Consider the following 22108-nt stretch of genomic DNA (forward strand, 5'->3'; position numbering starts at 1 on the left):
AACGACCCGGGCATGGGCGTCATCCGGCACGTCGACGCGGGCTACGACATCGCCGACACCGTCGCCGCCGACAAGGGCGTCCGCATCCCCATGCGCGAAGGTGACCAGGCGTGACCACCTCGTTCCATGAAATGTGGCGGGAGCTCGCGCCCATCGGGCGCGACCCCGGCACCCAGGGGTACCGGCGGTTCGCGTGGACCGAGGCCGACCGCGAATGCCGGGCCTGGTTCCGGGAGCAGGCCGAGGCGCGCGGGCTCACCTACGAGACCGACCGCAACGGCAACCAGTGGGCCTGGCTCGGCGACCCCGCCGCCGGTGACGCCGTCGTCACCGGCTCGCACCTCGACTCCGTCCCCGACGGCGGCGCCTTCGACGGACCGCTCGGCGTGGTGTCCTCCTTCGCCGCGCTCGACGAACTGCGCCGCAGGGGTGCGGAGTTCACCCGGCCGCTCGCCGTCACCAACTTCGGTGACGAGGAGGGCGCCCGGTTCGGGCTCGCCTGCGTCGGCTCCCGGCTCGCCGCCGGGCAGCTGACGCGGGAGGCCGCGTACGAGCTGCGCGACGGCGACGGGATCAGCCTGGCCCAGGCCATGGAGGCCGCCGGGTACGACCCGGCCGCCATCGGGCCCGATCCCGAACGGCTCGCCCGCGTCGGCGCGTTCGTCGAGCTGCACGTCGAACAGGGCCGCGCCCTCGACCTCTCGGGCCACGCGGTCGGCATCGCCTCCGCGATCTGGCCGCACGGCCGCTGGCGCTTCGACTTCCGCGGCGAGGCCAACCACGCCGGCACCACCCGCCTCGTCGACCGGCGCGACCCGATGCTGACGTACGCGGAGACCGTGCTCGCCGCCCGCCGCGAGGCCGAACTCGCGGGCGCAGTCGCCACCTTCGGCAAGATCTCCGTCGAGCCGAACGGCGTCAACGCCATCCCGTCCCTCGTCCGCGGCTGGCTCGACTCGCGCGCACCCGACCAGGCGGCGCTCGACACGGTCGTCACGGCGATCGAGCACGCGGCCAAGGAGCGCGCGGACCGCGACGGGGTGGACCTGACCGTCGTACGGGAGTCGTTCACCCCGGTGATCGAATTCGAGCACGCCCTGCGCGACGAGCTGAACAAGATCCTCGGCGGTGCCGTGCCGGTCCTCGGCACGGGAGCCGGACACGACGCGGGAATCCTGTCCGCGTCCGTCCCGACCGCCATGCTGTTCGTACGCAACCCCACGGGCATCTCGCACTCGCCGGCCGAATTCGCGCCCGAGGACGACTGCGTGGCCGGGGTGCTCGCACTCGCCGACGTACTGGAGGGCCTGGCGTGCAGGTGACGTACTGGCTGGAACACGCCTGGCTCGGCACCCATGTCGAGCCGGGCGTGGCCCTGGACGTGCGCGACGGCCGTATCGCGGCCGTCCGCACGGGAACAGGCGCCCCGCCGCCGGGAGCCGAGGTGCTGCGCGGGCTCACCGTCCCGGGCCTGGCGAACGCCCACTCGCACGCCTTCCACCGTGCCCTGCGCGGCACGGTCCAGGTGGGCAGCGGCACGTTCTGGACCTGGCGCGAGGTCATGTACCAGGTCGCCTCCGGGCTGACCCCCGAGACGTACTTCACGCTGGCCCGCGCGGTGTACGCCGAGATGGCGCTCGCCGGGATCACGGCGGTGGGCGAATTCCACTACGTCCACCACGCGCCCGGCGGCACGCCCTACGCCGACCCGAACGCCATGGGCGAGGCTCTGATCGCGGCGGCGGCCGAGGCGGGCATCCGCATCACGCTGCTCGACACGGCGTACCTCTCCTCGGGCTTCGGCGAACCGCCGAACCGGCACCAGCTGCGGTTCTCCGACGGCACGGCGGACGCCTGGGCCGAGCGGGCGGACGCACTGAAGGACGGCGAGCAGGTACGCATCGGAGCGGCGATCCACTCCGTACGGGCCGTCCCGGCGCGGCAGCTGTCGACGGTCGCCGCCTGGGCGAACGCGCGGAACGCGCCCCTTCACGTCCATCTCTCCGAGCAGACGGCGGAGAACGAAGCCTGCCTCGCGGCGCACGGAGTGACCCCGACCCGGCTGCTCGCCGACCACGGCGTGCTCGGCCCGCGCACCATCGGCGTGCACAACACGCACCTGACGGACGAGGACATCGCGCTGCTCGGCGGCACGGCGACGGGCACCTGCATGTGCCCCACGACGGAACGCGACCTCGCCGACGGCATCGGACCCGCCCCCGCGCTCCAGGCCGCCGGCTCGCCACTGTCCCTCGGCAGCGACAGCCACGCGGTGATCGACCTGTTCGAGGAGGCGCGGGCGATGGAGCTGAACGAACGACTCCGCTCGCGTACGCGCGGCCACTGGACGGCGGCGGCGCTGCTGCGCGCGGCGACGGCGGACGGCCACGCCGCACTGGGCTGGCCCGACGCGGGCCGGCTGGAGCAGGGCGCCCTCGCGGACTTCACCACGATCACGCTGGACTCGGTGCGGACGGCCGGCCCGGTGCCGGGGCTCGGCGCGGAGACGGCGGTCTTCGCGGCGGGCGCGGCGGATGTGCGGGACGTGGTGGTGGGAGGCCGCCGCGTCGTGCGCGACGGGTCCCACGTGCGGGTCCCGGCCGCGGGGTCGGCGCTGGCGGATGCGGTGGCTGCGCTGCGCCGCCCGTGACGCTGCATGTTCCCCACCCCGCCCCTTCCCGAAAAATCCAGCCCGTCCGGCGATTGAGGACACCGCGCGGAGCGCGGTACGGGGTCTGGGGCGAAGCCCCGGTTACGGGAAGGGGCGGGGTGGGGAAGGAAGAACTCCCGGAAAGGACCCCATGACCACCACCCTCGTCACCAACATCGCCACCCTCGTCACCAACGACCCCGCCCTCGGCGACGGCAGCCCCCTCGGCCTCGTCGAGGACGCCGCGCTCGTCATCGACGGCGACCGCGTCGCATGGGCCGGGCCCGCGAAGGACGCGCCCGACGCGGACACGCGGCACGACGCGCAGGGGCGCGCCTGCATCCCCGGGTTCGTGGACTCCCACTCGCACCTGGTCTTCGCGGGCGACCGCACCCAGGAGTTCAACGCCCGCATGTCCGGCCGCGCCTACTCCGCCGGCGGCATCCGCACCACCGTCGCCGCCACCCGCGCCGCGAGCGACGAGGAGCTGGAGGCCAACCTCACCCGCTATCTCGACGAGGCCCTGCGCCAGGGCACGACGACGTTCGAGACCAAGTCCGGGTACGGGCTGACCGTCGAGGACGAGGCCAGGGCGCTGCGGATCGCCGCCCGGCACACCGACGAGGTGACGTACCTCGGCGCGCACGTGGTGTCCCCGGACTACGCCGAAGACCCGGCGGCCTACGTCGCCCTCGTCACCGGCGAGATGCTGGACGCCTGTGCGCCGTACGCCCGCTGGATCGACGTGTTCTGCGAGAAGGGCGCGTTCGACGGGGACCAGGCGCGTGCCGTCCTGACCGCGGGCAAGGCGAAGGGCCTGTTGCCCCGCGTGCACGCCAACCAGCTCAGCTACGGCCCGGGCGTGCAGCTCGCCGTCGAGCTGGACGCCGCCTCCGCCGACCACTGCACCCACCTCACGGACGCGGACGTCGACGCCCTCGCCAACAGCGCGACCGTCGCGACGCTGCTGCCGGGCGCGGAGTTCTCCACCCGCGCCGAGTGGCCCGACGCGCGCCGGCTGATCGACGCGGGCGCCACGGTCGCGCTGTCGACGGACTGCAATCCGGGCTCGTCGTTCACGTCCTCGGTGCCGTTCTGCATCGCGCTCGCCGTGCGCGACATGGGGATGACGCCCGACGAGGCGCTGTGGTCGGCCACGGCGGGCGGCGCGGCGGCCCTGCGCCGTACGGATGTGGGCCGCCTCGGTCCCGGCGCCCGCGCCGACCTCGCCCTGCTGGACGCCCCGAGCCATGTCCACCTCGCCTACCGGCCGGGTGTGCCGCTGGTGCGCGAAGTCTGGCGGGCCGGGAAGCGGGTCTAGGGTCTTTCGTTTGGATCAGGCCGGATCAGTGAGTGGGGGTCCCCCCTACGCCCGCAGGGCGTAGGGGGAGGGTCTGGTGCGTGCGATCGCAAGGCGGAGGTGGGGGTACCTCCCACGCCGAAGGCGTAGGGGGAGGAGACAATGGCGGAGCCATGGCGACCGACGACAACGCGGCGTGGGGGTACCTCCCGCGCCGGAGGCTGCGGGGGAGCGTGCCAGGGCCCGCGAGCCCGGCATGATCCAAACGAGAGGCCCTAGGGGGTGTCCGGCGGGGCTACGGCAGCAGGTGCGCGTAGCTGCGCGGGTGCTCGGCCAGGTACTCGCGCAGCGACTGCGCCGGGTGCCCCGCAAGCCGCGGCACCGCGTCCGAGACCGCGGCCATCTCGCCGGCGGCCATCGCCTCGTACGAGGTGACCCAGCCCGTCACCTCCCACTCCTCGGCGCCGTAGCCGGCGCGGGAGGCGTACGCCTCGTCCTCGGACTCGGGGACGTAGCGCACGGTGCGGCCGGTGGCACGGGTGAGCTCGGCCGCGGCCTCGGCGAGGGAGAACGCGGTGGGGCCGGTCAGGTCGTACACCGCGCGGTGGTGCGGACCGGGTCCGTCGAGGAGTACGGCGGCCGCCGCGTCCGCGATGTCGTCGTGGGCGACGGCGGCCACCCGGCCCTGCCCGGCGGGGCCGCGCAGCACCCCGTCCGCGCCGGTCATCGCCGGGAAAGCGGACAGGTAGAAGTTGTTCCGCAGGAAGGTGTGGTGCACCCCGCGGGCGCGGATGTACTCCTCGGTGTGGAAGTGGTCGCGGGCGAAGGTGAACGTCGCGTCCGGCGCGGCCCCCACGAACGACACGTACACGATCCGTCCGATGCCCGCGGCGAGCGCCGCGTCCACGGCCGTGTGGTGTTCCTGCACCCGGCCGGGCGCTTCGTGCGCCGAGACGAGGAACAGGGTGTCCGCGCCGTCCAGGGCCCGCCGCATCGCCTCGCCGTCGCCGTAGGAGGCGGGGGGCGCGACGACCGCGCCCGGCAGCTCGGGCAGCCGGGCCGGATCGCGGCCCACCAGCCGGGTCGCGACGCCCGCCGCGGAGAGCCTGGCCGCCACCCGGCCGCCGACGCGTCCGCTCGCTCCGGTGACGGCGATGACAGGCGACATGACGGGGTCCTCTCGTACGGCCGGGGCTGTGCGGACCAGTGTCACGGCGGCGGTGCCCGGGCGCGCGGCGACATGCGACAGTGGCCCGATGCGAACCATCGGACTGATCGGCGGCATGAGCTGGGAATCCAGCGCGGAGTACTACCGGCTCCTCAACGAGCTCGTACGGGAGCGGCTCGGCGGACTCCATTCCGCGAAGTGCGTCCTGCACTCCGTGGACTTCGCCGAGATCGAGGAACTCCAGGTCGCCGGTGAGTGGGAGCGGGCCGGCGACATCCTCGCCGAGGCGGCCAAGGGCCTGGAGGCGGCGGGCGCCGACCTGCTGCTGATCTGCACGAACACGATGCACAAGGTCGCCGGCCAGGTGGAGGCGGCGGTCGGTGTGCCGCTGCTGCATCTCGCGGACGCCACCGCGGCCGCCGTACGCGCCGAGGGCCTGGCCACGGTCGGCCTGCTGGGCACGGCCTTCACCATGGAGCAGGACTTCTACCGCGACCGGCTGGCCTCGCACGGCCTGACCGTCCTCACCCCGGACGCCGCCGGGCGCGCCCTGGTCCACAGGGTGATCTACGAGGAGCTGTGCCTCGGGATCGTCCGCGAGGAGTCCCGGGCCGCGTACGGGCAGGTCATCGGCGATCTCGTCGCGGCCGGGGCGCAGGGCGTCGTCCTCGGCTGCACGGAGATCGAGCTGCTGATCGGTGCGGACGACAGTCCGGTGCCGGTGTTCCCGACGACCCGGCTGCACGCCGAGGCTGCGGTGACGGCCGCGCTGGCGCGGCAGACCCCGTAGCGCCCGGCAGGAGGCGCCGGCTCACTCCTCCAGGGTGAGCGCCTTGCGCATCTTGACCAGCGTCTTCGTCAGCAGCCTGGACACGTGCATCTGCGAGATGCCGAGCTCCTCGCCGATCTCCGACTGGGTCATGTTCGCGACGAACCGCAGGCTGAGGATCGTGCGGTCCCGCGGCGGGAGCCCCGCGATCATGGGCTTGAGCGACTCGATGTACTCGATGCCTTCGAGCCCGTGGTCCTCGTACCCGATGCGGTCGGCGAGCGCGCTCTCGCTGTCGTCCTCCTGGGGCTGGGCGTCCAGCGAGCTCGCGGTGTACGCGTTGCTCGCCGCCATGCCCTCGACGACCTCTTCGCGGCTGATGTCGAGGCGTTCGGCGAGTTCGCCGACGGTGGGCGTGCGGTCCAGCTGCTGGGAGAGCTCGTCACCCGCCTTCGCGAGGTCGAGCCGCAGTTCCTGGAGCCGCCGCGGCACCCGCACCGACCAGGACGTGTCCCGGAAGAAGCGCTTGATCTCACCGATGATGGTCGGCATCGCGAACGTGGGGAACTCGACGCCCCGGCTGAGCTCGAACCGGTCGATCGCCTTGATCAGCCCGATCGTGCCGACCTGGACGATGTCCTCCATGGGTTCGCTGCGGGTACGGAACCGTGACGCGGCGAACTTGACGAGGGCCAGGTTGAGTTCGACCAGGGTGTTGCGGACGTAGGCGTACTCGTGCGTGCCCTCTTCGAGGACCGTGAGCCGCTCGAAGAGCGTCTTCGAGAGCGCCCGCGCGTCCAGCGAGTCCACCTCGTCGAAGGGCGGAATCGCCGGCAGATCTGTGAGGTCTTCGAGGCCCGCGGACTGCTGCTGTCCGGCGGCCGCGGTACCGGGGGCGGTCTCGGCCGCCGTCTCGGTGTCGGCGGGGTCGGGAGCGGTCGCGGCGGGGGTTGCCGACGGCGCGGTGGGGGTACGCGGTGCGTCGAGCCGGGGTGACATGGTCTCCTCCATCGTTCTCGGCATATGGCTGCCGATGCCATGCATGCTGCTGCGGTGAGCGGCGCCTCCAAAGCCGGCCGTGTCGGGTGTGTCCTACTAGCCCTACCGGCTCGGCGGTGCCGATCGCAAGTGGCATATGTCATGTATGTCTGTTATGCGCAGTAGTTCGGGTACCGGTCGACGCGGGGAAGGCGTAGGGTTCGACGGGCGTCCGGCGCCGCCCGAGCGGTGGCGTGTGACGTGTGGCACGAACGGTGGACGACGCAGCGAACGACACGGCGAAGAGGGACGGGCATGGACCGCGAGACGGTCGGCAGCGTGAGTCGGGGCCGGCTTCAGGTCGAGGTTCGGACCGAGGGCCGCAGCGAGATTCTGAAACCGGCGGGTGAGCTGGATCACCACACCGCCGAACTGCTGCGCGCGCCCTTGGACGAGGCGATCGAGAGAGGCCGTGTGCGCCTCGTGATCGACTGCTCACGCCTCGATTTCTGCGACTCCACCGGGCTCAATGTTCTGCTCGGCGCCCGGCTGAAGGCCGAGGCCGGTGGGGGAGGGGTCCATTTGGCCGGGATGCGGCCCGTGGTGGCGCGAGTCTTCGAGATCACCGGAGCCGAGGCGGTCTTCACCGTGCACGACTCCCTCGAAGCGGCCCTGTCCGACTGAGTCCGGTCCGGCCGTGCCGCCCCCTGTAGCCCGCGTCACGTCCGCGGTGCCGACCTAGTGGGTGTTGTCACGATTCGGCCGGGCAGGAGAACCCCCGCAGAACGTTGAACGCCCAGCACTCTGCGTACTGAATCCATGGCGAACTGGTGAACCGGTGAATCGGTGAGGTGAAGCGCTGATGAGCACCACCCGGCAGCAACAGCCGGGCGATCTCGGCCCCGAGCCGGGAGCCGCCGCCGCGGCGCCGACCGTGCCTGCGTCCGCCGCACCGGTCGGCGGGACGGTGCGCAGCCTCGCGCTCGGCAGCGCCAGCGGGATCGTTCCGCTCGCCCGCGACTTCACCAGACAGGCGCTCCACGACTGGGGCTGGCTGCCTGCCGGGACGGCGGACCGCAGGGCGGCGGCGGAGGATGTGCTGCTGGTCGTCTCCGAGTTGGTCACCAACGCCTGCCTGCACGCCGAGGGCCCCGAGGAGCTGCGCATCGGCTGCGACGGGAAGGTCCTGCGCCTGGAGGTCACCGACCGCGGGACGGGCCAGCCGGCGCCGCGCACCCCGCACCGCGCGGGACGGCCCGGCGGCCACGGCATGTTCATCGTCCAACGCCTCTGCCTGGACTGGGGTGTTGTACGGACGCCCGGTTCGCCGGGCAAGACGGTGTGGGCGGAACTCGCCGCGCCCGCGTGAGCGTTTCGCAGGCCATTGCCGAATCTCTTGTGGAGCACGCCGATACGGCGTGCTCTTTGTCTTCCCTCCCCCGGGCCCCCGGCGTACCTTGAGCCCCCGATCTGATGTGCCGTCAGTAAAGCCGTCAGTCCAAGTGCGCACGAGGGGAACCGAGGTGTCGTACCGGAACCGCAAGCGGACAGCTCTCGCGGCGGCAGCGGCCGTGGCGGGCTCGGCGGTGCTGATCGCCGCCCCCGCCGCGCAGGCCGCCGTCGTCGACGTCGACTACCAGTGCCGGACCCCGATCGGACCCAAGGGGGCCGTATCGCCGATCGACATCACGGCCGAGAAGAGCGGCGGCGCCTACCGGCTCACCATGTCGTTCCGCAAGGGTGTCTCGTCCAGCCCGGTCGAGCTGGGCAAGGGCGCCATGAACCCGAGCGCGGTCATCGAGGTGGGCGGCGCGGACCCGGGGGAGGTACGGGTCTCGGGCCCGGCCAACACCGCGGCGATTCCCGCCAACACCCCGATCAAGATCAATGACCTGTCGGGCACGTACACGCCGCGCAAGAGCGGCAAGGTCACCTTCACCGCGGGCGTGCTGACGATCAAGGCGCTGGGGACGACGACCACGTGCACGCCGCGCAACAGCCCGGGGCCGTCGCTGGAACTGGACGTCACGGCCGTGGCCGGCGCCTCGGCGTCGCGGCTCCCGAGGACCGGCCCACTGGACTCGGCCCTCGCCCTCGGCACGCTCGGCGGGACCGTGCTGCTCACCGGGGCCGCGGGAGTCCTGTGGCTGACCCGGCGCGGCGGCGGCCGGGCCGCGGGCTGACCGTGCAGGCCGCGCTCGCGCTCGTCCTCGCGCTCACGGCGGTGCCGCTGGTCCCGGCGGCGCCCGGGGCGGTGGCGTCCGGGATGGCGGCGCCCGGGACCTGGTCGGCGGACCGCGCGTACCTGTACCTGGAGGGCGCGCCCGGCGCCGTCCTGGAGGACCGGCTCGCGGTGACCAACCGGGCCCGCGCGCCGCTCACCCTGCGGCTGCGGGCCGAAGCGCACGGGCCGTGGATCGCGCTCGCCGCCCGTACGGTCACCGTCCCCGCCCGCACCCGCGCGGAGGTCCCGTTCACCGTCACCCTCCCCGTGGGCACACCGCCGGGCGGACAGACGGCGACGATCACCGCGTCCGGCGCGGGCCGCGAGGAACCGGTACGGCTTCATCTGCGGGTGCGCGGGCCGGTGCTGGCAGCCCTCACGGTCGAGGACGTGTCGTACGCGGACGGCTCGATCCGCTACGCCCTCGTCAACCGCGGCAGTACGCCGCTGACTCCGCGCGTGGCGTTCCGGGCGGACGGTCTGTTCGGCGAGGTCCTCAGCCGTCCGGCCCGCGCACGGGCCGAACTGCCGCCGGGCCGCCGGATCACCCTCACCGAACGCTGGTCCGATCCGCCGCACATGGATGCCGTGGACATCCGCGTGACGGCGACGGCGCCGGGAGCCGCCCGGGCCGAGGCTACGTCCTCGAAGACGTTCGGGGCCCGCCTCGCGGCAGCGGCGCTGCTGACGAGCGCGGTGACGGCCGCGGCCCTGGTCCTCCGCCGCGTCCACCGCCGGCGTGTCCGGACCGTCCCCGAACGCCGACCGGCGGGAGCAGGAGCCTGACCATGCAACGTGCCGTGCCCGCCGCCCTGTTGACCGCCCTGCTGCTCCTCCTGCCCGTGGCACCCGCCCTCGGCGCGCCCGCGCCCACGCCGACCGTCGAGCTGTCCGCGCCCCAGGCGGGCAAGGGCGGCGACATCACCGTCAGCGGTGCCGGATGGCGGGCGAAGACCCTGCTGGTCCTGCTGATCTGCGGAAAGTCCGCCCCCGGCACAGGCGTCATCGGCGGCACCAACTCCTGCGCCAACGCCGACGGCCGCGCGGTCACCACCGATTCCCGGGGCGCGTTCGAGAAGAGCATGCCGGTTGCCGAGCCGCCCGAGCCGTGCCCCTGCGTCGTGCACGTCACCACGGCGACCGGTGAACAGCAGGTGGTGGACACGGAGTTCGTCGTCGCGGGACACCCCACCGCGCCGCTCCCCGAGCAGACCGGCGCCGGCCGCCTCGCCGTCGTCACCACGACCCGGCTGCGGGGCGAATCGGGCCTGCTGGTCCTCTTCGGCGCCCCGCCCTCCCGCACGCTCGAGTTCACGGTCGGCAACCTCGGGACGACGCCCGTGAAGGACCCCGTCTTCCAGGTCGGCACCGCCCACGGGGTGTTCGCGCCCCAGTGGGAGGAGCAGCAGTGGCGCGGCACTATCGCGCCCGGGCGCACGGCGCGCATCGAACTGCCGGTCCGGCTCGCGGCGGGCGCCCACGGCGACTACGTGGTCTCGGTGAAGTACGGCGGCAAGGTCGTCGCCGAGCAGCCGTGGGGCGTCGGACGGCCCTGGGGCGTGACGGTCTTCTGGATCCTGCTGGCCGTGGTCGTCCCCACGGCGCTGTTCCGCATCGGCATGGCGATCGTCGACCGGGTCCGCCCGCCGGGCTCCCGGCCCCCGCGCCGCCCCGGCCGGGCCCGCCCGCCCGCCTCCCCCTCGACCACCACGGCGGCACTGCCGTGGTTCATCCCTGACTCCGCACCGTCAGAGAACCGGACCGACCGGCCCACGACGAAGGGACATTCGTGAGTACGCAACGGAGGATGAGCGCGGCCGGGGTCGCGCTGATGCTCGGCGGCGCGGGGATCCTGCTGGCCGCGAGCCCCGCACAGGCAGCCGAGGTCTCGTATGCGACGGAGTGCATTCCGCCCCCGATCTCCGGCCTGCCACCCGTCCAGGGCACGACCACGGTGCAGATCACCGCGCCCGCAGAGGCCGAGGTCGGCGACGAGGTCGAGGTGATCTGGAAGACGGTCCAGGCCGCCTCCAAGAACCCGGACATCCTGGACCTGGCGAAGGACACGGTCAAACCGACCGGCACGATCACCCTCGGCGGAGCCGCGACGGGCGAGCTGGCGATGGAGGGCCCGCGGCAGAACCCGCCGATCCCGAAGAACAGCCCCATGGTGCTGCCCGACATGAAGGGCACGCTGAAGCTGGAGAAGGCGGGCGAGATCACGCTGACACCGGGGGCGTACGCCATCAACGTCTCGCAGCCGATCCCGACGGACACGAAGTGCGCGCCGAAGGAGACGGTCGGGGTCGGGGCGACGATCAAGGTGTCGGCCGGCGGCGGCACGACGTCCGGCGGTACGACGGACGGGGGTACGACATCGGGCGGTACGACGGACGGGGGTACGACATCGGGCGGTACGACGGACGGAGGGACGAGCTCCGGCGGTACGACGGACGGAGGGACGAGCTCCGGCGGTACGAGCTCCGGGGGCAGCAGCAGCTCGGGCGGTACGTCGAGCAGCGGCGGGTCCGGCGGCACGTCCGGCGGGGGTGGCGGCCAGACGGACTTCGAGGGCAAGGAGATCGAGGTCGCCTACGAGTGCAAGACCCCCATCGGCGACAAGAACGCCGTCTCCCCGGTCCGTATCAACGCCAAGAAGAACGGCGGCGACTACGGCATCACCGTGAAGTTCTCCAAGTCCGTCATGGACAGCCCGGCCGACATCCCCAAGGACTCGGTCAAGCCGTCCATGGAGGTGAAACTCGGCGGCGCCGACAAGGGCTTCGTCCACGTCGAGGGCCCGACGAACAAGGAGCCCATCAAGGCGGGCGACCCGATCGAGATCCCCGACCTGACCGGCACCTACAAGCCGGGCGCCACGGGGAGGACGACGCTGAGCCCCGGCGTCCTCACGGTCAAGGCGCTCGGCACGACCACGACCTGCACCCCGCCGGCCGACGTGCCGTTCTCGCTGGAACTCGACACCTCCGCCCAGCCGGGCGGAGCGGCCGGCGGAGGATCCACCGGCGGCGGCACGAGCGGCGGCTCCGGCGGCACGGCGACGAGCGGCGGCCTGGCCCAGACCGGCGCCGAGGACACCGCGGCCCTGCGCGCACTGGCCCTGGTGGCGGGCACGGTGATCCTGCTCGGCGGCGCGGTGTTCACGTTCACGCCGTGGCAGCGCCTGCGTGGCACGCGCTGACCGATGCGAACAACCTGACCGGCCCGAACGGCGGAGGGCCGCCGCACCGGAAGACATCCGGTGCGGCGGCCCTCCGCGCGTGTACGGGGCGTATCAGTGCACGCCGCCCATGAGCGGCTGCACCTTCCTGCGGTACATGAAGATCGCGACACCGGCGATCACCGCGAGCGCGCCCTGGCTGGCGAACCACCACTCGGTGTCCGTCGGCGCGCCCATCAGCTGGAGCAGGGCGATGACCGAGTCACCGGCGGTGACGGCCAGGAACCAGACACCCATCATCTGGGACGCGTACTTGGCGGGCGCCAGCTTCGTCGTCAGCGACAGGCCGACCGGGGAGAGGGTCAGCTCACCCACGGTCTGGATCAGGTAGACCGAGCACAGCCAGAGCGGGGTGACCATGACGCCGCCCGCGGACGCGGCCTGCGCCAGCATCATCACGAAGAACGAGGCACCGATGAGCACCAGGCCCTGCGTGAACTTGACCAGGGTGCTCGGCTCCTTGGAGCGGCGGGCCAGAGCAAGCCACAGCCAGGCGAACACCGGGGCGAGCGCCATCACGTACAGCGGGTTCAGCGACTGGAACCAGCTGGCCGGGAAGTCGAAGCCGAACAGGGTGCCCGAGGTGTTGTTCTCGGCGAACAGGCTCAGCGTGGAACCGGTCTGGTCGTAGATGCCCCAGAAGACGGCGGCGGCGACGAAGAACCAGACGTACGCCGACATCCGCGAGCGCTCCACCGGCTCCAGGTCGGAGTCGCGCTTGATGCGGATGAGGTACCAGGCCGGGAGGACGAGACCCAGGATGGTCAGCGGCCACAGGACCCAGTCGATGGTGAAGGTGCCGGAGAGGCCGACGACGCCGTAGGCGGCGGCCGCGACGGCGAGCCAGATCATGGCCTTCTTGACGATGCCGGCGCGCTCGGCGTCGGACAGCGGGGCGGGCACCTGGTTCGACTCCGGGGCCAGGTTGCGGAAGCCCAGGAAGAAGAAGGCGAGGCCGAGGGCCATGCCGACACCGGCCATGGCGAAGCCGTAGTGCCAGTTGATCTTCTGGCCCACGTAACCGATGGTCAGCGGGGCGACGAAGGCACCGAGGTTGATGCCCATGTAGAAGATCGTGAAGCCGCCGTCACGGCGCGGGTCGTTCTTGTCCCGGTAGAGGTGGCCGACCATCGTGGAGATGTTGGCCTTGAGCAGACCGGAACCGGCGGCGATCAGCGCCAGACCGATGAAGAACGAGATCTCCATCGGCAGGGCCAGCATGAAGTGGCCGATCATGATGATCGTGCCGGAGACCGCCACGGTCTTCCGCGCGCCCCACACCCGGTCACCGAACCAGCCGCCCGGCAGGGCGAGCAGGTAGACCATGGCGTTGTAGACGGAGTAGATGGCAACGGCCGTGGCCGTGTCGAAGCCGAGACCGCCCTTGGCCACCGAGGCCGACAGGTAGAGAACGAGCAGAGCCCGCATGCCGTAGAAGCTGTAGCGCTCCCACATCTCGGTCATGAAGAGATTGGCCAGACCGCGTGGGTGGCCGAGGAACGTCTTCTCGCCAGTGGTGCTGGCCGAGTCCCTCGTCAGGCTGGACGCCATGGTCGATCCTTGCTTGCTCGGGACGCGGCGCTTCGTGAGCGGTCACGCGCCCGGTGGGGTCACTTCTCGCTGCCGTCAAGGCCGGCAGAACAACCCTTTGCAGAATTGAGACCTTTGGCGCACACGGCGTGCCAAAGGTCCCCAGTCACTACTTCAGGCGTCTCGCCACCATACGGCACGACAGTGCGGCATATGGAAGGACTTGAGAGATGGATCACAGGTGAACACGGAACCATCTGCCCTGAATCGAAGGTCGTAACCAGGATCGCATCCCTAAGTGACAGCCCTTGTCGATCATGCCCCGACGGCTGCTCCATGCGGACTACCATCACCTTCATGACCCGTGTACTGCTCGCCGAGGACGACGCATCCATCTCCGAGCCACTGGCCCGAGCCCTGCGCCGGGAGGGGTACGAGGTAGAGGTGCGCGAGGACGGTCCGAGCGCGCTCGACGCCGGACTCGCGGGCGGAGTCGATCTCGTCGTGCTCGACCTGGGGCTGCCCGGCATGGACGGCCTGGAGGTCGCCCGGCGGCTGCGCGCCGACGGCCACACCGTGCCGATCCTGGTGCTGACCGCGCGCGCGGACGAGGTGGACACCGTGGTGGGTCTGGACGCGGGCGCCGACGACTACGTCACCAAGCCGTTCCGCCTCGCCGAACTGCTCGCCCGGGTCCGGGCCCTGCTCCGGCGCGGCGCCAGCGAGCCCGCGCCCGCCCCCTCCACGCACGGCGTGCGGATCGACGTCGAGTCCCACCGGGCCTGGATGGGCGAGGAGGAGCTCCAGCTCACCGCCAAGGAATTCGACCTGCTGCGCGTCCTCGTGCGCGACGCCGGCCGGGTCGTCACCCGCGACCAGCTGATGCGCGAGGTCTGGGACACCACCTGGTGGTCGTCGACCAAGACCCTGGACATGCACATCTCCTGGCTGCGCAAGAAGCTCGGCGACGACGCCGCCAACCCCCGGTACATCGCGACCGTGCGCGGCGTCGGCTTCCGCTTCGAGAAGTCCTGATACGCAAGACTCCATGAGTCCCGACACACAGACCCCATGCGCCGCCGTCTGATCAACTCCACGCTCGCCGTGGTGCTCGTCGTCATCGCCGTCTTCGGCGTCTCGCTCGTGCTCGTCGAGACCCGCACCATCAGCAGCAGCGCGCAGGAGAGCGTCGACTCCGAGGCGCTGCGCCTGGCCAGCATCGTCGACAGCAGGCTGGTCGGCGGGGAGCCGGTCAATCCCGACATCATCGCCCAGCAGGGCGACGTCACGCGCTACGCCCTGATCCGTATCGCCGGCCGCGACCCCATCGAGATCGGCAAGCGGCCCAGCGGCAGCGTCATCCGCGGCAGCGCCGAGGGCGAGCGGAACATCACGGTCACCGTCGAGGAGTCCCGCTCGGTGGTGACGCGCGAGGTCGGCCGGTCGCTGCTGATCATCGCCCTCGTCGCCCTGGTCGCCGTCGTCGCGGCCGTCCTGCTCGCGGTACGGCAGGGAAACCGGCTCGCCGCTCCCCTCACCGACCTCGCCGAGACCGCCGAACGGCTCGGCTCCGGCGACCCCCGCCCCCGCCACCGGCGCTACGGGGTCCCCGAACTGGATCGGGTCGCCGATGTGCTGGACGCCAGCGCCGAGCGGATCGCGCGCATGCTCACCGCGGAGCGCAGGCTCGCCGCGGACGCCTCCCACCAGCTGCGCACGCCGCTTACCGCGCTGTCGATGCGGCTGGAGGAGATCACGGTCACCGACGATCCGGAGACCGTGAAGGAGGAGGCGAGCATCGCGCTGAACCAGGTCGAGCGGCTCACCGACGTGGTGCAGCGGCTCCTGACGAACTCGCGCGACCCCCGGATCGGTTCGGCCGTCGCCTTCGATCTCGACGAGGTCGTCAAGCAGCAGCTGGAGGAGTGGCGCCCGGCCTACCGCAGTGCGGGCCGCGCGATCGTCCACTCCGGCAAGCAGGGCATGCGAGCGGTCGGAACCCCCGGCGCGGTCGCCCAGGTGCTCGCCGCGCTCATCGAGAACTCGCTCATGCACGGCGGCGGCACGGTCGCGGTACGGACCCGGGTGACCGGCAACCAGGCGGTCGTCGAGGTGACGGACGAGGGGCCCGGCGTCCCGGCGGACCTCGGGGCCCGCATTTTCGAGCGGACCATCAGCGGCCGCAACTCCACCGGCATCGGGCTCGCGGTGGCCCGGGACCTCGCGGAGGCGGACGGCGGCAGGCTCGAACTGCTCCAGCAGCACCCGCCGGTCTTCGCCCTGTTCCTGAGCCGCGTCGCGAAGGGGCGCAAGCAGGACGACAAGCCGACGGTGAGGTGAGGCGACCGGGCGTTCAGCGCGCGAACCCGCACGCGGCCCGCGGGGTCAGCGGCCGACGCGGTCCCGCATCGGCTCCGAGACGGACCCGGTCCGCTGCCGGCGCCGCCCCAGCAGGGACTCGGCCTGCTGGACGGGCAGTGCCCGGAAGACCCACGTGCGGTACGACCAGAACCGGAACAGCGTCGCTATCCCGATTCCGAGGAACTTGAACACGTTGTTCTGCAGCGGGGTGTTCCAGTCGAAGCCGTACGTCGCCGCGTACAGAATGCCGTTCTCGATCACCAGGCCCGCCGCGCTGAACAGCAGGAAGAGCGTCATCTCGCGGGTCCGGCCGCTCTTGTCGCGGTCACGGTAGGTGAAGTAGCGGAAGCCGACGTAGTTGAAGGCGATCGCGACGACCGTGGCGACGATCGACGCCCGGACGACCGGGATCTCGGTCGTGTTCCGCACCAGATTGAAGACGCCGAGGTTGACCAGGACGCCCGCGCCGCCCACCGCGCCGAACTTGGCGACCTCGCGCGCGAGCTGTCGCACCCGCCCGCGCAGTCCTCCGCCTTGATCACTCATGGTGAGAGTCCAGCCTCGTCGGATCGGCAGCGTCGAGCGGCAGCATCGACACCGCCATGCTAACCAGCGGTCCTGCGGGCCGCCTGTGGGTCCTGAGGATGCTGTGACGGCCGCTACAGGGCTTGTCGGAACATACGGGGGACAGGGCCGGTCGGCTCGGCGGATACCCTGAAGGGGTGACGTTCCCGGTAGTCGGCATGGTCGGCGGCGGTCAGCTCGCCCGCATGACCCACGAGGCGGGTATCCCCCTCGGCCTGAAATTCAAGCTCCTCAGTGACACCCCCCAGGACTCTGCGGCGCAGGTCGTCAGCGATGTCGTCATCGGCGACTACCGCGACCTGGACACCCTGCGTGAGTTCGCGCGCGGCTGTGACGTGATCACCTTCGACCACGAGCACGTGCCGTTCGAGCACCTGCGGGCCCTGGAAGCGGACGGCATCGCCGTCCGGCCCGGGGCCGACGCACTGGTGCACGCCCAGAACAAGGGCGTGATGCGCGCGAAGCTCATGGAGATCGGCGCACCGTGCCCGCGCCACCGCATCGTGTCGGACCCCGCCGACGCGGCGGCGTTCGCCGAGGAGGCAGGGGGCTTCCCGATCATCCTCAAGACCGTGCAGGGCGGCTACGACGGCAAGGGCGTGTGGTTCGTCCGTACGCAGGCCGACGCCGAGGCCCCCTTCAAGGCCGGTGTGCCCGTCCTCGCCGAGGAGAAGGTCGACTTCGTCCGCGAGCTCGCGGCGAACATCGTCCGTTCCCCGCACGGCCAGGCCGTCGCCTACCCGGTCGTCGAGTCGCAGCAGGTCGACGGTGTGTGCGACACGGTGATCGCGCCCGCGCCCGGCCTGTCGGACGAGCTGGCCGGCGAGGCCCAGCAGCTCGCGCTGCGCATCGCCAAGGAGCTCGGCGTCGTCGGCCATCTCGCGGTCGAGCTGTTCGAGACGGCGGACGGGCGGATCCTCGTCAACGAGCTCGCGATGCGTCCCCACAACTCCGGCCACTGGACCCAGGACGGCGCGGTCACCTCCCAGTTCGCCAACCACGTCCGTGCCGTGCTCGACCTGCCGCTCGGCGATCCGCGTCCGCGTGCCGAGTGGACCGTGATGTGCAATGTTCTGGGCGGCGACTACCCCGACATGTATGCGGCTTACCTGCATTGCATGGCGCGGGACCCGCAGCTGAAGATCCATATGTATGGCAAGGACGTGAAGCCCGGCCGCAAGGTGGGGCACGTCAACACCTACGGCGACGACCTGGACGACGTGCTCGAGCGCGCCCGCCACGCCGCCGGCTATCTGCGAGGAACGATCACCGAGTGAGCAGCATGAGCCCTGTCGTCGGCATTGTCATGGGATCCGACTCCGACTGGCCCGTCATGGAGCTGGCCGCGCAGGCCCTGGACGAGTTCGAGATCGACTACGAGGTCGATGTCGTCTCCGCGCACCGCATGCCGCGCGAGATGATCGCGTACGGCGAGGAGGCCGCCGGACGGGGGCTCAAGGCGATCATCGCGGGCGCCGGGGGAGCGGCCCACCTGCCGGGCATGCTCGCCTCCGTGACCCCGCTGCCCGTCATCGGCGTCCCCGTTCCGCTGAAGTACCTGGACGGCATGGACTCCCTGCTGTCCATCGTGCAGATGCCTGCGGGCGTCCCGGTCGCCACCGTCTCGGTCGGCGGCGCGCGCAACGCCGGACTGCTGGCCGCCCGCATCCTGGCCACGCAGGACGAGGAGCTCCTCGGCCGGATGCGCGATTTCCAGCAGGAGCTGAACGACCAGGCCACCGAGAAGGGCAAGCGGCTGCGTACCCGGGTCGCAGGTGCGGAGTCCTTCGGCTTCGGGAAGTAACAGTCCCATGGACACCCCCACGGATCCCCTCCGCCGGGCGCGGGAGCTGCTCGCCGCCCACCCCGTCGTCGACGGCCACAACGACCTGCCCTGGGCGCTGCGCGAGAACGTCCGGTACGACCTGGACCGGATGGACATCGCCGGCGACCAGACGGGCCGCCTGCACACCGACATCCCGCGGCTGCGCGCCGGCGGCGTCGGCGCGCAGTTCTGGTCCGTGTACGTCCGCAGCGACATGGCGGGCGACGAGGCGGTCAGCGCCACGCTGGAGCAGATCGACATCGTCGACCAGCTGATCACCCGCTACCCGGCGGACCTGGTGCGGGCGCTGAGCGCCGAGGACATGGACATCGCCCGCACCGAGGGCCGTATCGCCTCCCTGATGGGCGCCGAGGGCGGCCACTCCATCAACAATTCGCTCGCCACCCTGCGCGCCCTGTACGCGCTGGGCGTGCGCTACATGACGCTCACCCACAACGACAACATCGCGTGGGCGGACTCGGCGACGGACGAGCCGGGCGTGGGCGGCCTGTCCCCGTTCGGCCACGAGGTCGTCCGCGAGATGAACCGCATCGGCATGCTCGTCGACCTCTCGCACGTCGCCGCGACGACGATGCGCGACGCGCTCACCACCTCGGTCGCCCCGGTGATCTTCTCCCACTCCTCGTCCCGCGCGATCTGCGACCACCCGCGCAACATCCCCGACGACGTGCTGGCCCTGCTGCCCGCCAACGGGGGCGTCGCGATGGCCACCTTCGTACCGAAGTTCATCCTGCCCGCGGCGGTCGAGTGGACCCGCGCCGCGGACGAGAACATGCGCGCGCACGGACTGCACCACCTGGACACCACGCCCCAGGCGATGAAGATCCACGAGGCGTTCGAGGCCGCGAACCCGCGGCCGGTCGCGACCGCGGCGACCGTCGCCGACCACCTCGACCACATGCGCGAGGTCGCCGGCATCGACCACATCGGCATCGGCGGCGACTTCGACGGGACCGCGTTCACCCCGGCGGGCCTCGACGACGTGGCGGGCTACCCCAACCTGATCGCGGAGCTGCTCGGCCGCGGCTGGTCGGACGCCGACCTGGCCAAACTGACCTGGCGGAACGCGGTCCGGGTGCTGCGCGACGCCGAGGCCGTGGCCCGCGGCCTCCAGGAGCGGCACGGCCCGTCCATCGCGACGATCGACCAGCTCGACGGCGTCTGACGGACCGGGGGTGCGCCGCGCGTCGGCGGCGTACCCCCGAACGCTCCATCCGCCGCGACCGGCCCGCCCTCCCGTGCCACGGTTGGCGTACGGCACAGGCCGGCGAACCGGAGCACCTCATGGCTGATCTGCAAGACGCCTCATCCCTCACCACCGTCGACCTCGACGACCTCGACGAGGTGGACGGCCTCGACGGCTTCGAGGGGACCGCGGCCCCGCCGCCCACCCCCTCGGAGACCGAGTGCGCCGACCGCACCGACCCCCTCGTGCGCGCCCGCGAGCTGCTGCGCAACCATCCCGTGACCGACTGCTACAGCGGTCTCGGCCCGGTCCTGCGCACCATGCACTGGTACGACCTCGAAGCCGGCGAGAGTCTGCTGGAGACCGACCTGCCGCGGCTGCGGCGCGGCGGCGTCGGCGCCCAGTTCTGGACCCTGTTCCCGCCCTCCGCTCCCACCGCGGCCGGCGCGCTGGCCACCACGCTGGAACTCGTCGACCTGGTCCGCGCCACGGTGGCCGACTACCCCGAGGGCATGCGCCTCGCCCTGGGCGCCGACGAACTCGTCGACGCCCACAACCGCGGCCGCATCGCCGCACTGCTCGGCCCGGCGCCGGGAACCGCGCTCGGGAACTCCCTGGCCGTACTGCGCGGCCTGTACGCCCTCGGTGTCCGCAGCATCACCCTCGCGGGCACCCGCTGGACCGAGGGCGGTCTCACCCCCTTCGGCCACGAGATGGTCCGCGAGATGAACCGGCTCGGCATCCTCGTCGACCTCTCCGGCTGCTCGCCCGACACCATGCGCCGCACCCTCACCATCACCAAGGCCCCGGTGATCTTCTCGCACCACCCGTCCCCGCTGCCCGACGACGTCCTGCGCGCGCTGCGCGGCGGCAAGGGCGTGTACATGGTCCTGTGCACGGCCGGCACGCTCGCGGCGACCGCCGACCTCGTGGACCACGTGCGCGAGGTCGCGGGCCCGGAGTCCGTCGCCCTCAGCGGCGCGTACGACACCGGGGCGCCGCACGCGGCCGGTCTCGGGGACGTCTCCTTCCTGCCGCACCTGATCGCGGAGCTACTGGACCGCGGCTGGCCGGAGCCGGACGTCACGGCTCTGACCTGGTCGAACGTGATGCGCGTCCTGCGCGACACGGAGTTCGCTTCGCGCGCGGCCCAGTCGCGCCGCGGCCCCTCGCAGGTGGCGATCGGCGCGCTGGACCTCTGACCTCACACGGCGCGGGGCCTCAGCAGGCGCAGAGACAGAACGGGTGCCCGGCCGGGTCGGCGTACACCCGCCAGCTCCGCTTGCGGTCCGCGGCGTCCAGCACGGTCGCGCCGATCGCCAGGACCTGCTCCTCCGCGGCGTCCATGTCCTCGACGGTCACGTCGAGGTGGAACTGCTGCGACTCCTTGGGGGACGGCCACTTCGGCGGTACGTGGCCGGGGGAGAGCTGGAAGGCGAGGGGCGCGCCGGGCACACCCTTGAGGTCGACCCAGCCCTCGCCGTCGTCCTCGATCTCCCCGCCGAGCAGCTCGGCGTAGAAGCGCCCGAGCGCGACGGGGTCGGGACAGTCCAGCACGACGGCTCCGAGTTTTGCGATGCTCATACTTCCTCCTCGGTGTTACCGGTATTCGCGTTTAACCAGTAACGGTTACTGCATGCTCCCGCATAGGAGGTAACGTCGCAACCATGAACGACAGGGCGCCCGCACCCGGTGGTCTCGCGCTGATCGAGGCCCTGGTCAACACGCTGGACATCGGAAGCGGTGCGGACAGCCTGGACACGCCCGAGAGCCGCGAGCGATTCACCCTCACTGCGCAGGACGTCCCCGGGGCCCGTGTCCTGCGCGAAGCCCTGCGCGAGGCATGCCTGGCCCACGCGGGCCACGGAACGTCGACGGCCCTCGACGCCCTCCTCGCCGAAGCGCCCCTGCGCGTCACGGTCTCCCCGTCCGGCGAGGCCGCGCTGCGCCCTTCGGGCCCGCCGACCCTGCTCGCACGCGTCGCCGAGGCCGTCGCGACGGCGGCGGCGGACGGCACATGGCTGCGCCTCAAGGCGTGCGCGGCCGAGGACTGCCGCTGGGCGTACTACGACCGCAGCCCGGCGGCCCGCGGCCGCTGGTGCTCCATGGCGGTGTGCGGCGCCCGCACCAAGATGCGCACCTACCGAAGACGCCGCACGGCGTCCCCCTGACGGTCCCGCACCGACGGAAGACGGCCCCTCCCCCCGGTGCGTAGGGGGAGGGGCCGTCTGAACTCTGGCGGGGCGTCAGCTCATGAGGGGCTCACGGTC

At 72.0% G+C, this 22108-nt stretch carries 22 protein-coding genes; 17 read left to right on the top strand and 5 right to left on the bottom strand.

Annotated features, from left to right (window positions below; translation table 11 throughout):
* Positions 1 to 131 precede the first annotated feature (131 nt).
* The 3 genes from ACF08N_RS34275 (at position 132) to hutI (ending at position 3971) form a co-directional block, all read left to right on the top strand.
* Positions 132 to 1322 carry an allantoate amidohydrolase gene (locus ACF08N_RS34275; protein WP_392328686.1) on the top strand — a complete coding sequence of 397 codons (1191 nt, stop codon included), beginning with the start codon at positions 132 to 134 and terminating at the stop codon, positions 1320 to 1322.
* A complete protein-coding gene (locus ACF08N_RS34280) occupies positions 1313 to 2650 on the top strand; it encodes a formimidoylglutamate deiminase (RefSeq protein WP_392328640.1) in 1338 nt (445 codons plus the stop codon). The genes ACF08N_RS34275 and ACF08N_RS34280 overlap by 10 nt, the downstream gene beginning before the upstream one ends.
* A 151-nt stretch (positions 2651 to 2801) precedes the next feature.
* The gene (hutI, locus tag ACF08N_RS34285; RefSeq protein ID WP_392328641.1) at positions 2802 to 3971 is read left to right on the top strand and encodes an imidazolonepropionase; all 1170 of its coding nucleotides are present in this window, start codon (positions 2802 to 2804) and stop codon (positions 3969 to 3971) included.
* Between the two features lie 274 nt (positions 3972 to 4245).
* Here hutI and ACF08N_RS34290 read toward each other — a convergent pair whose 3' ends face one another.
* Positions 4246 to 5118, bottom strand: coding sequence for an NAD(P)H-binding protein (locus tag ACF08N_RS34290; RefSeq protein WP_392328642.1), 873 nt, complete (start codon positions 5116 to 5118; stop codon positions 4246 to 4248).
* An 88-nt stretch (positions 5119 to 5206) separates the two neighbouring features.
* Between ACF08N_RS34290 and ACF08N_RS34295 the strand changes: the two genes are divergently transcribed.
* Positions 5207 to 5908 (top strand): aspartate/glutamate racemase family protein, encoded by a 702-nt coding sequence (locus ACF08N_RS34295; RefSeq protein WP_392328643.1) that lies wholly within the window; start codon positions 5207 to 5209, stop codon positions 5906 to 5908.
* 21 nt (positions 5909 to 5929) lie between these two features.
* Here the strand turns inward: ACF08N_RS34295 and ACF08N_RS34300 are convergent, their stop codons facing one another.
* Positions 5930 to 6898, bottom strand: a complete 969-nt coding sequence (locus ACF08N_RS34300) for an RNA polymerase sigma factor SigF (protein WP_392328644.1) — start codon at positions 6896 to 6898, stop codon at positions 5930 to 5932.
* Between the two features lie 282 nt (positions 6899 to 7180).
* Here ACF08N_RS34300 and ACF08N_RS34305 point away from each other — a divergent pair, with 282 nt between their 5' ends.
* From ACF08N_RS34305 to ACF08N_RS34330, 6 genes are all read left to right on the top strand, one after another.
* Positions 7181 to 7549, top strand: a complete 369-nt coding sequence (locus ACF08N_RS34305; protein ID WP_392328645.1) for an STAS domain-containing protein — start codon at positions 7181 to 7183, stop codon at positions 7547 to 7549.
* Positions 7550 to 7727: 178 nt separating this feature from the next.
* Positions 7728 to 8234: an ATP-binding protein gene (locus tag ACF08N_RS34310; RefSeq protein ID WP_392328646.1), complete on the top strand. Its 507-nt coding sequence runs from the start codon at positions 7728 to 7730 to the stop codon at positions 8232 to 8234.
* A gap of 154 nt (positions 8235 to 8388) precedes the next feature.
* A complete protein-coding gene (locus ACF08N_RS34315; RefSeq protein WP_392328647.1) occupies positions 8389 to 9048 on the top strand; it encodes a peptidase in 660 nt (219 codons plus the stop codon).
* Positions 9009 to 9875, top strand: coding sequence for a hypothetical protein (locus ACF08N_RS34320; RefSeq protein WP_392328648.1), 867 nt, complete (start codon positions 9009 to 9011; stop codon positions 9873 to 9875). Before ACF08N_RS34315 ends, ACF08N_RS34320 begins: the two co-directional genes overlap by 40 nt.
* A gap of 2 nt (positions 9876 to 9877) precedes the next feature.
* Positions 9878 to 10882: a hypothetical protein gene (locus tag ACF08N_RS34325; protein ID WP_392328649.1), complete on the top strand. Its 1005-nt coding sequence runs from the start codon at positions 9878 to 9880 to the stop codon at positions 10880 to 10882.
* Positions 10883 to 10896: 14 nt separating this feature from the next.
* A complete protein-coding gene (locus ACF08N_RS34330) occupies positions 10897 to 12291 on the top strand; it encodes a hypothetical protein (RefSeq protein WP_392328650.1) in 1395 nt (464 codons plus the stop codon).
* Positions 12292 to 12384: 93 nt separating this feature from the next.
* Here the strand turns inward: ACF08N_RS34330 and ACF08N_RS34335 are convergent, their stop codons facing one another.
* The gene (locus tag ACF08N_RS34335) at positions 12385 to 13881 is read right to left on the bottom strand and encodes a peptide MFS transporter (protein WP_392328651.1); all 1497 of its coding nucleotides are present in this window, start codon (positions 13879 to 13881) and stop codon (positions 12385 to 12387) included.
* Positions 13882 to 14217: 336 nt separating this feature from the next.
* Here ACF08N_RS34335 and ACF08N_RS34340 point away from each other — a divergent pair, with 336 nt between their 5' ends.
* Together ACF08N_RS34340 and ACF08N_RS34345 are read left to right on the top strand one after the other, a co-directional pair.
* Positions 14218 to 14895 carry a response regulator transcription factor gene (locus ACF08N_RS34340; RefSeq protein ID WP_392328652.1) on the top strand — a complete coding sequence of 226 codons (678 nt, stop codon included), beginning with the start codon at positions 14218 to 14220 and terminating at the stop codon, positions 14893 to 14895.
* 36 nt (positions 14896 to 14931) lie between these two features.
* Positions 14932 to 16200: an ATP-binding protein gene (locus tag ACF08N_RS34345; protein WP_392328653.1), complete on the top strand. Its 1269-nt coding sequence runs from the start codon at positions 14932 to 14934 to the stop codon at positions 16198 to 16200.
* Between the two features lie 45 nt (positions 16201 to 16245).
* Here the strand turns inward: ACF08N_RS34345 and ACF08N_RS34350 are convergent, their stop codons facing one another.
* Positions 16246 to 16767, bottom strand: a complete 522-nt coding sequence (locus ACF08N_RS34350) for a GtrA family protein (protein WP_392328654.1) — start codon at positions 16765 to 16767, stop codon at positions 16246 to 16248.
* Positions 16768 to 16889: 122 nt separating this feature from the next.
* On the opposite strand from ACF08N_RS34350, the gene ACF08N_RS34355 reads away from it, so the two are divergent.
* From ACF08N_RS34355 to ACF08N_RS34370, 4 genes are all read left to right on the top strand, one after another.
* Positions 16890 to 18083 carry a 5-(carboxyamino)imidazole ribonucleotide synthase gene (locus ACF08N_RS34355; protein WP_392328655.1) on the top strand — a complete coding sequence of 398 codons (1194 nt, stop codon included), beginning with the start codon at positions 16890 to 16892 and terminating at the stop codon, positions 18081 to 18083.
* 5 nt (positions 18084 to 18088) lie between these two features.
* A complete protein-coding gene (purE, locus tag ACF08N_RS34360) occupies positions 18089 to 18610 on the top strand; it encodes a 5-(carboxyamino)imidazole ribonucleotide mutase (protein WP_392328687.1) in 522 nt (173 codons plus the stop codon).
* A 7-nt stretch (positions 18611 to 18617) separates the two neighbouring features.
* Positions 18618 to 19817: a dipeptidase gene (locus ACF08N_RS34365; protein WP_392328656.1), complete on the top strand. Its 1200-nt coding sequence runs from the start codon at positions 18618 to 18620 to the stop codon at positions 19815 to 19817.
* Between the two features lie 119 nt (positions 19818 to 19936).
* A complete protein-coding gene (locus ACF08N_RS34370; RefSeq protein ID WP_392328657.1) occupies positions 19937 to 21040 on the top strand; it encodes a membrane dipeptidase in 1104 nt (367 codons plus the stop codon).
* Positions 21041 to 21059: 19 nt separating this feature from the next.
* On the opposite strand, the gene ACF08N_RS34375 is transcribed toward ACF08N_RS34370, so the two are convergent.
* Entirely contained in the window at positions 21060 to 21422 is a 363-nt protein-coding gene (locus ACF08N_RS34375; RefSeq protein WP_392328658.1) for a VOC family protein, read from the bottom strand.
* A gap of 83 nt (positions 21423 to 21505) precedes the next feature.
* Here ACF08N_RS34375 and ACF08N_RS34380 point away from each other — a divergent pair, with 83 nt between their 5' ends.
* Complete coding sequence (locus tag ACF08N_RS34380) at positions 21506 to 22009, top strand: CGNR zinc finger domain-containing protein (protein WP_392328659.1); 504 nt, start codon at positions 21506 to 21508, stop codon at positions 22007 to 22009.
* Positions 22010 to 22108 lie beyond the last annotated feature (99 nt).

The organism is Streptomyces sp. NPDC015127, from assembly GCF_043080095.1.
In the GTDB taxonomy this organism is placed as follows: Bacteria; Actinomycetota; Actinomycetes; order Streptomycetales; family Streptomycetaceae; genus Streptomyces.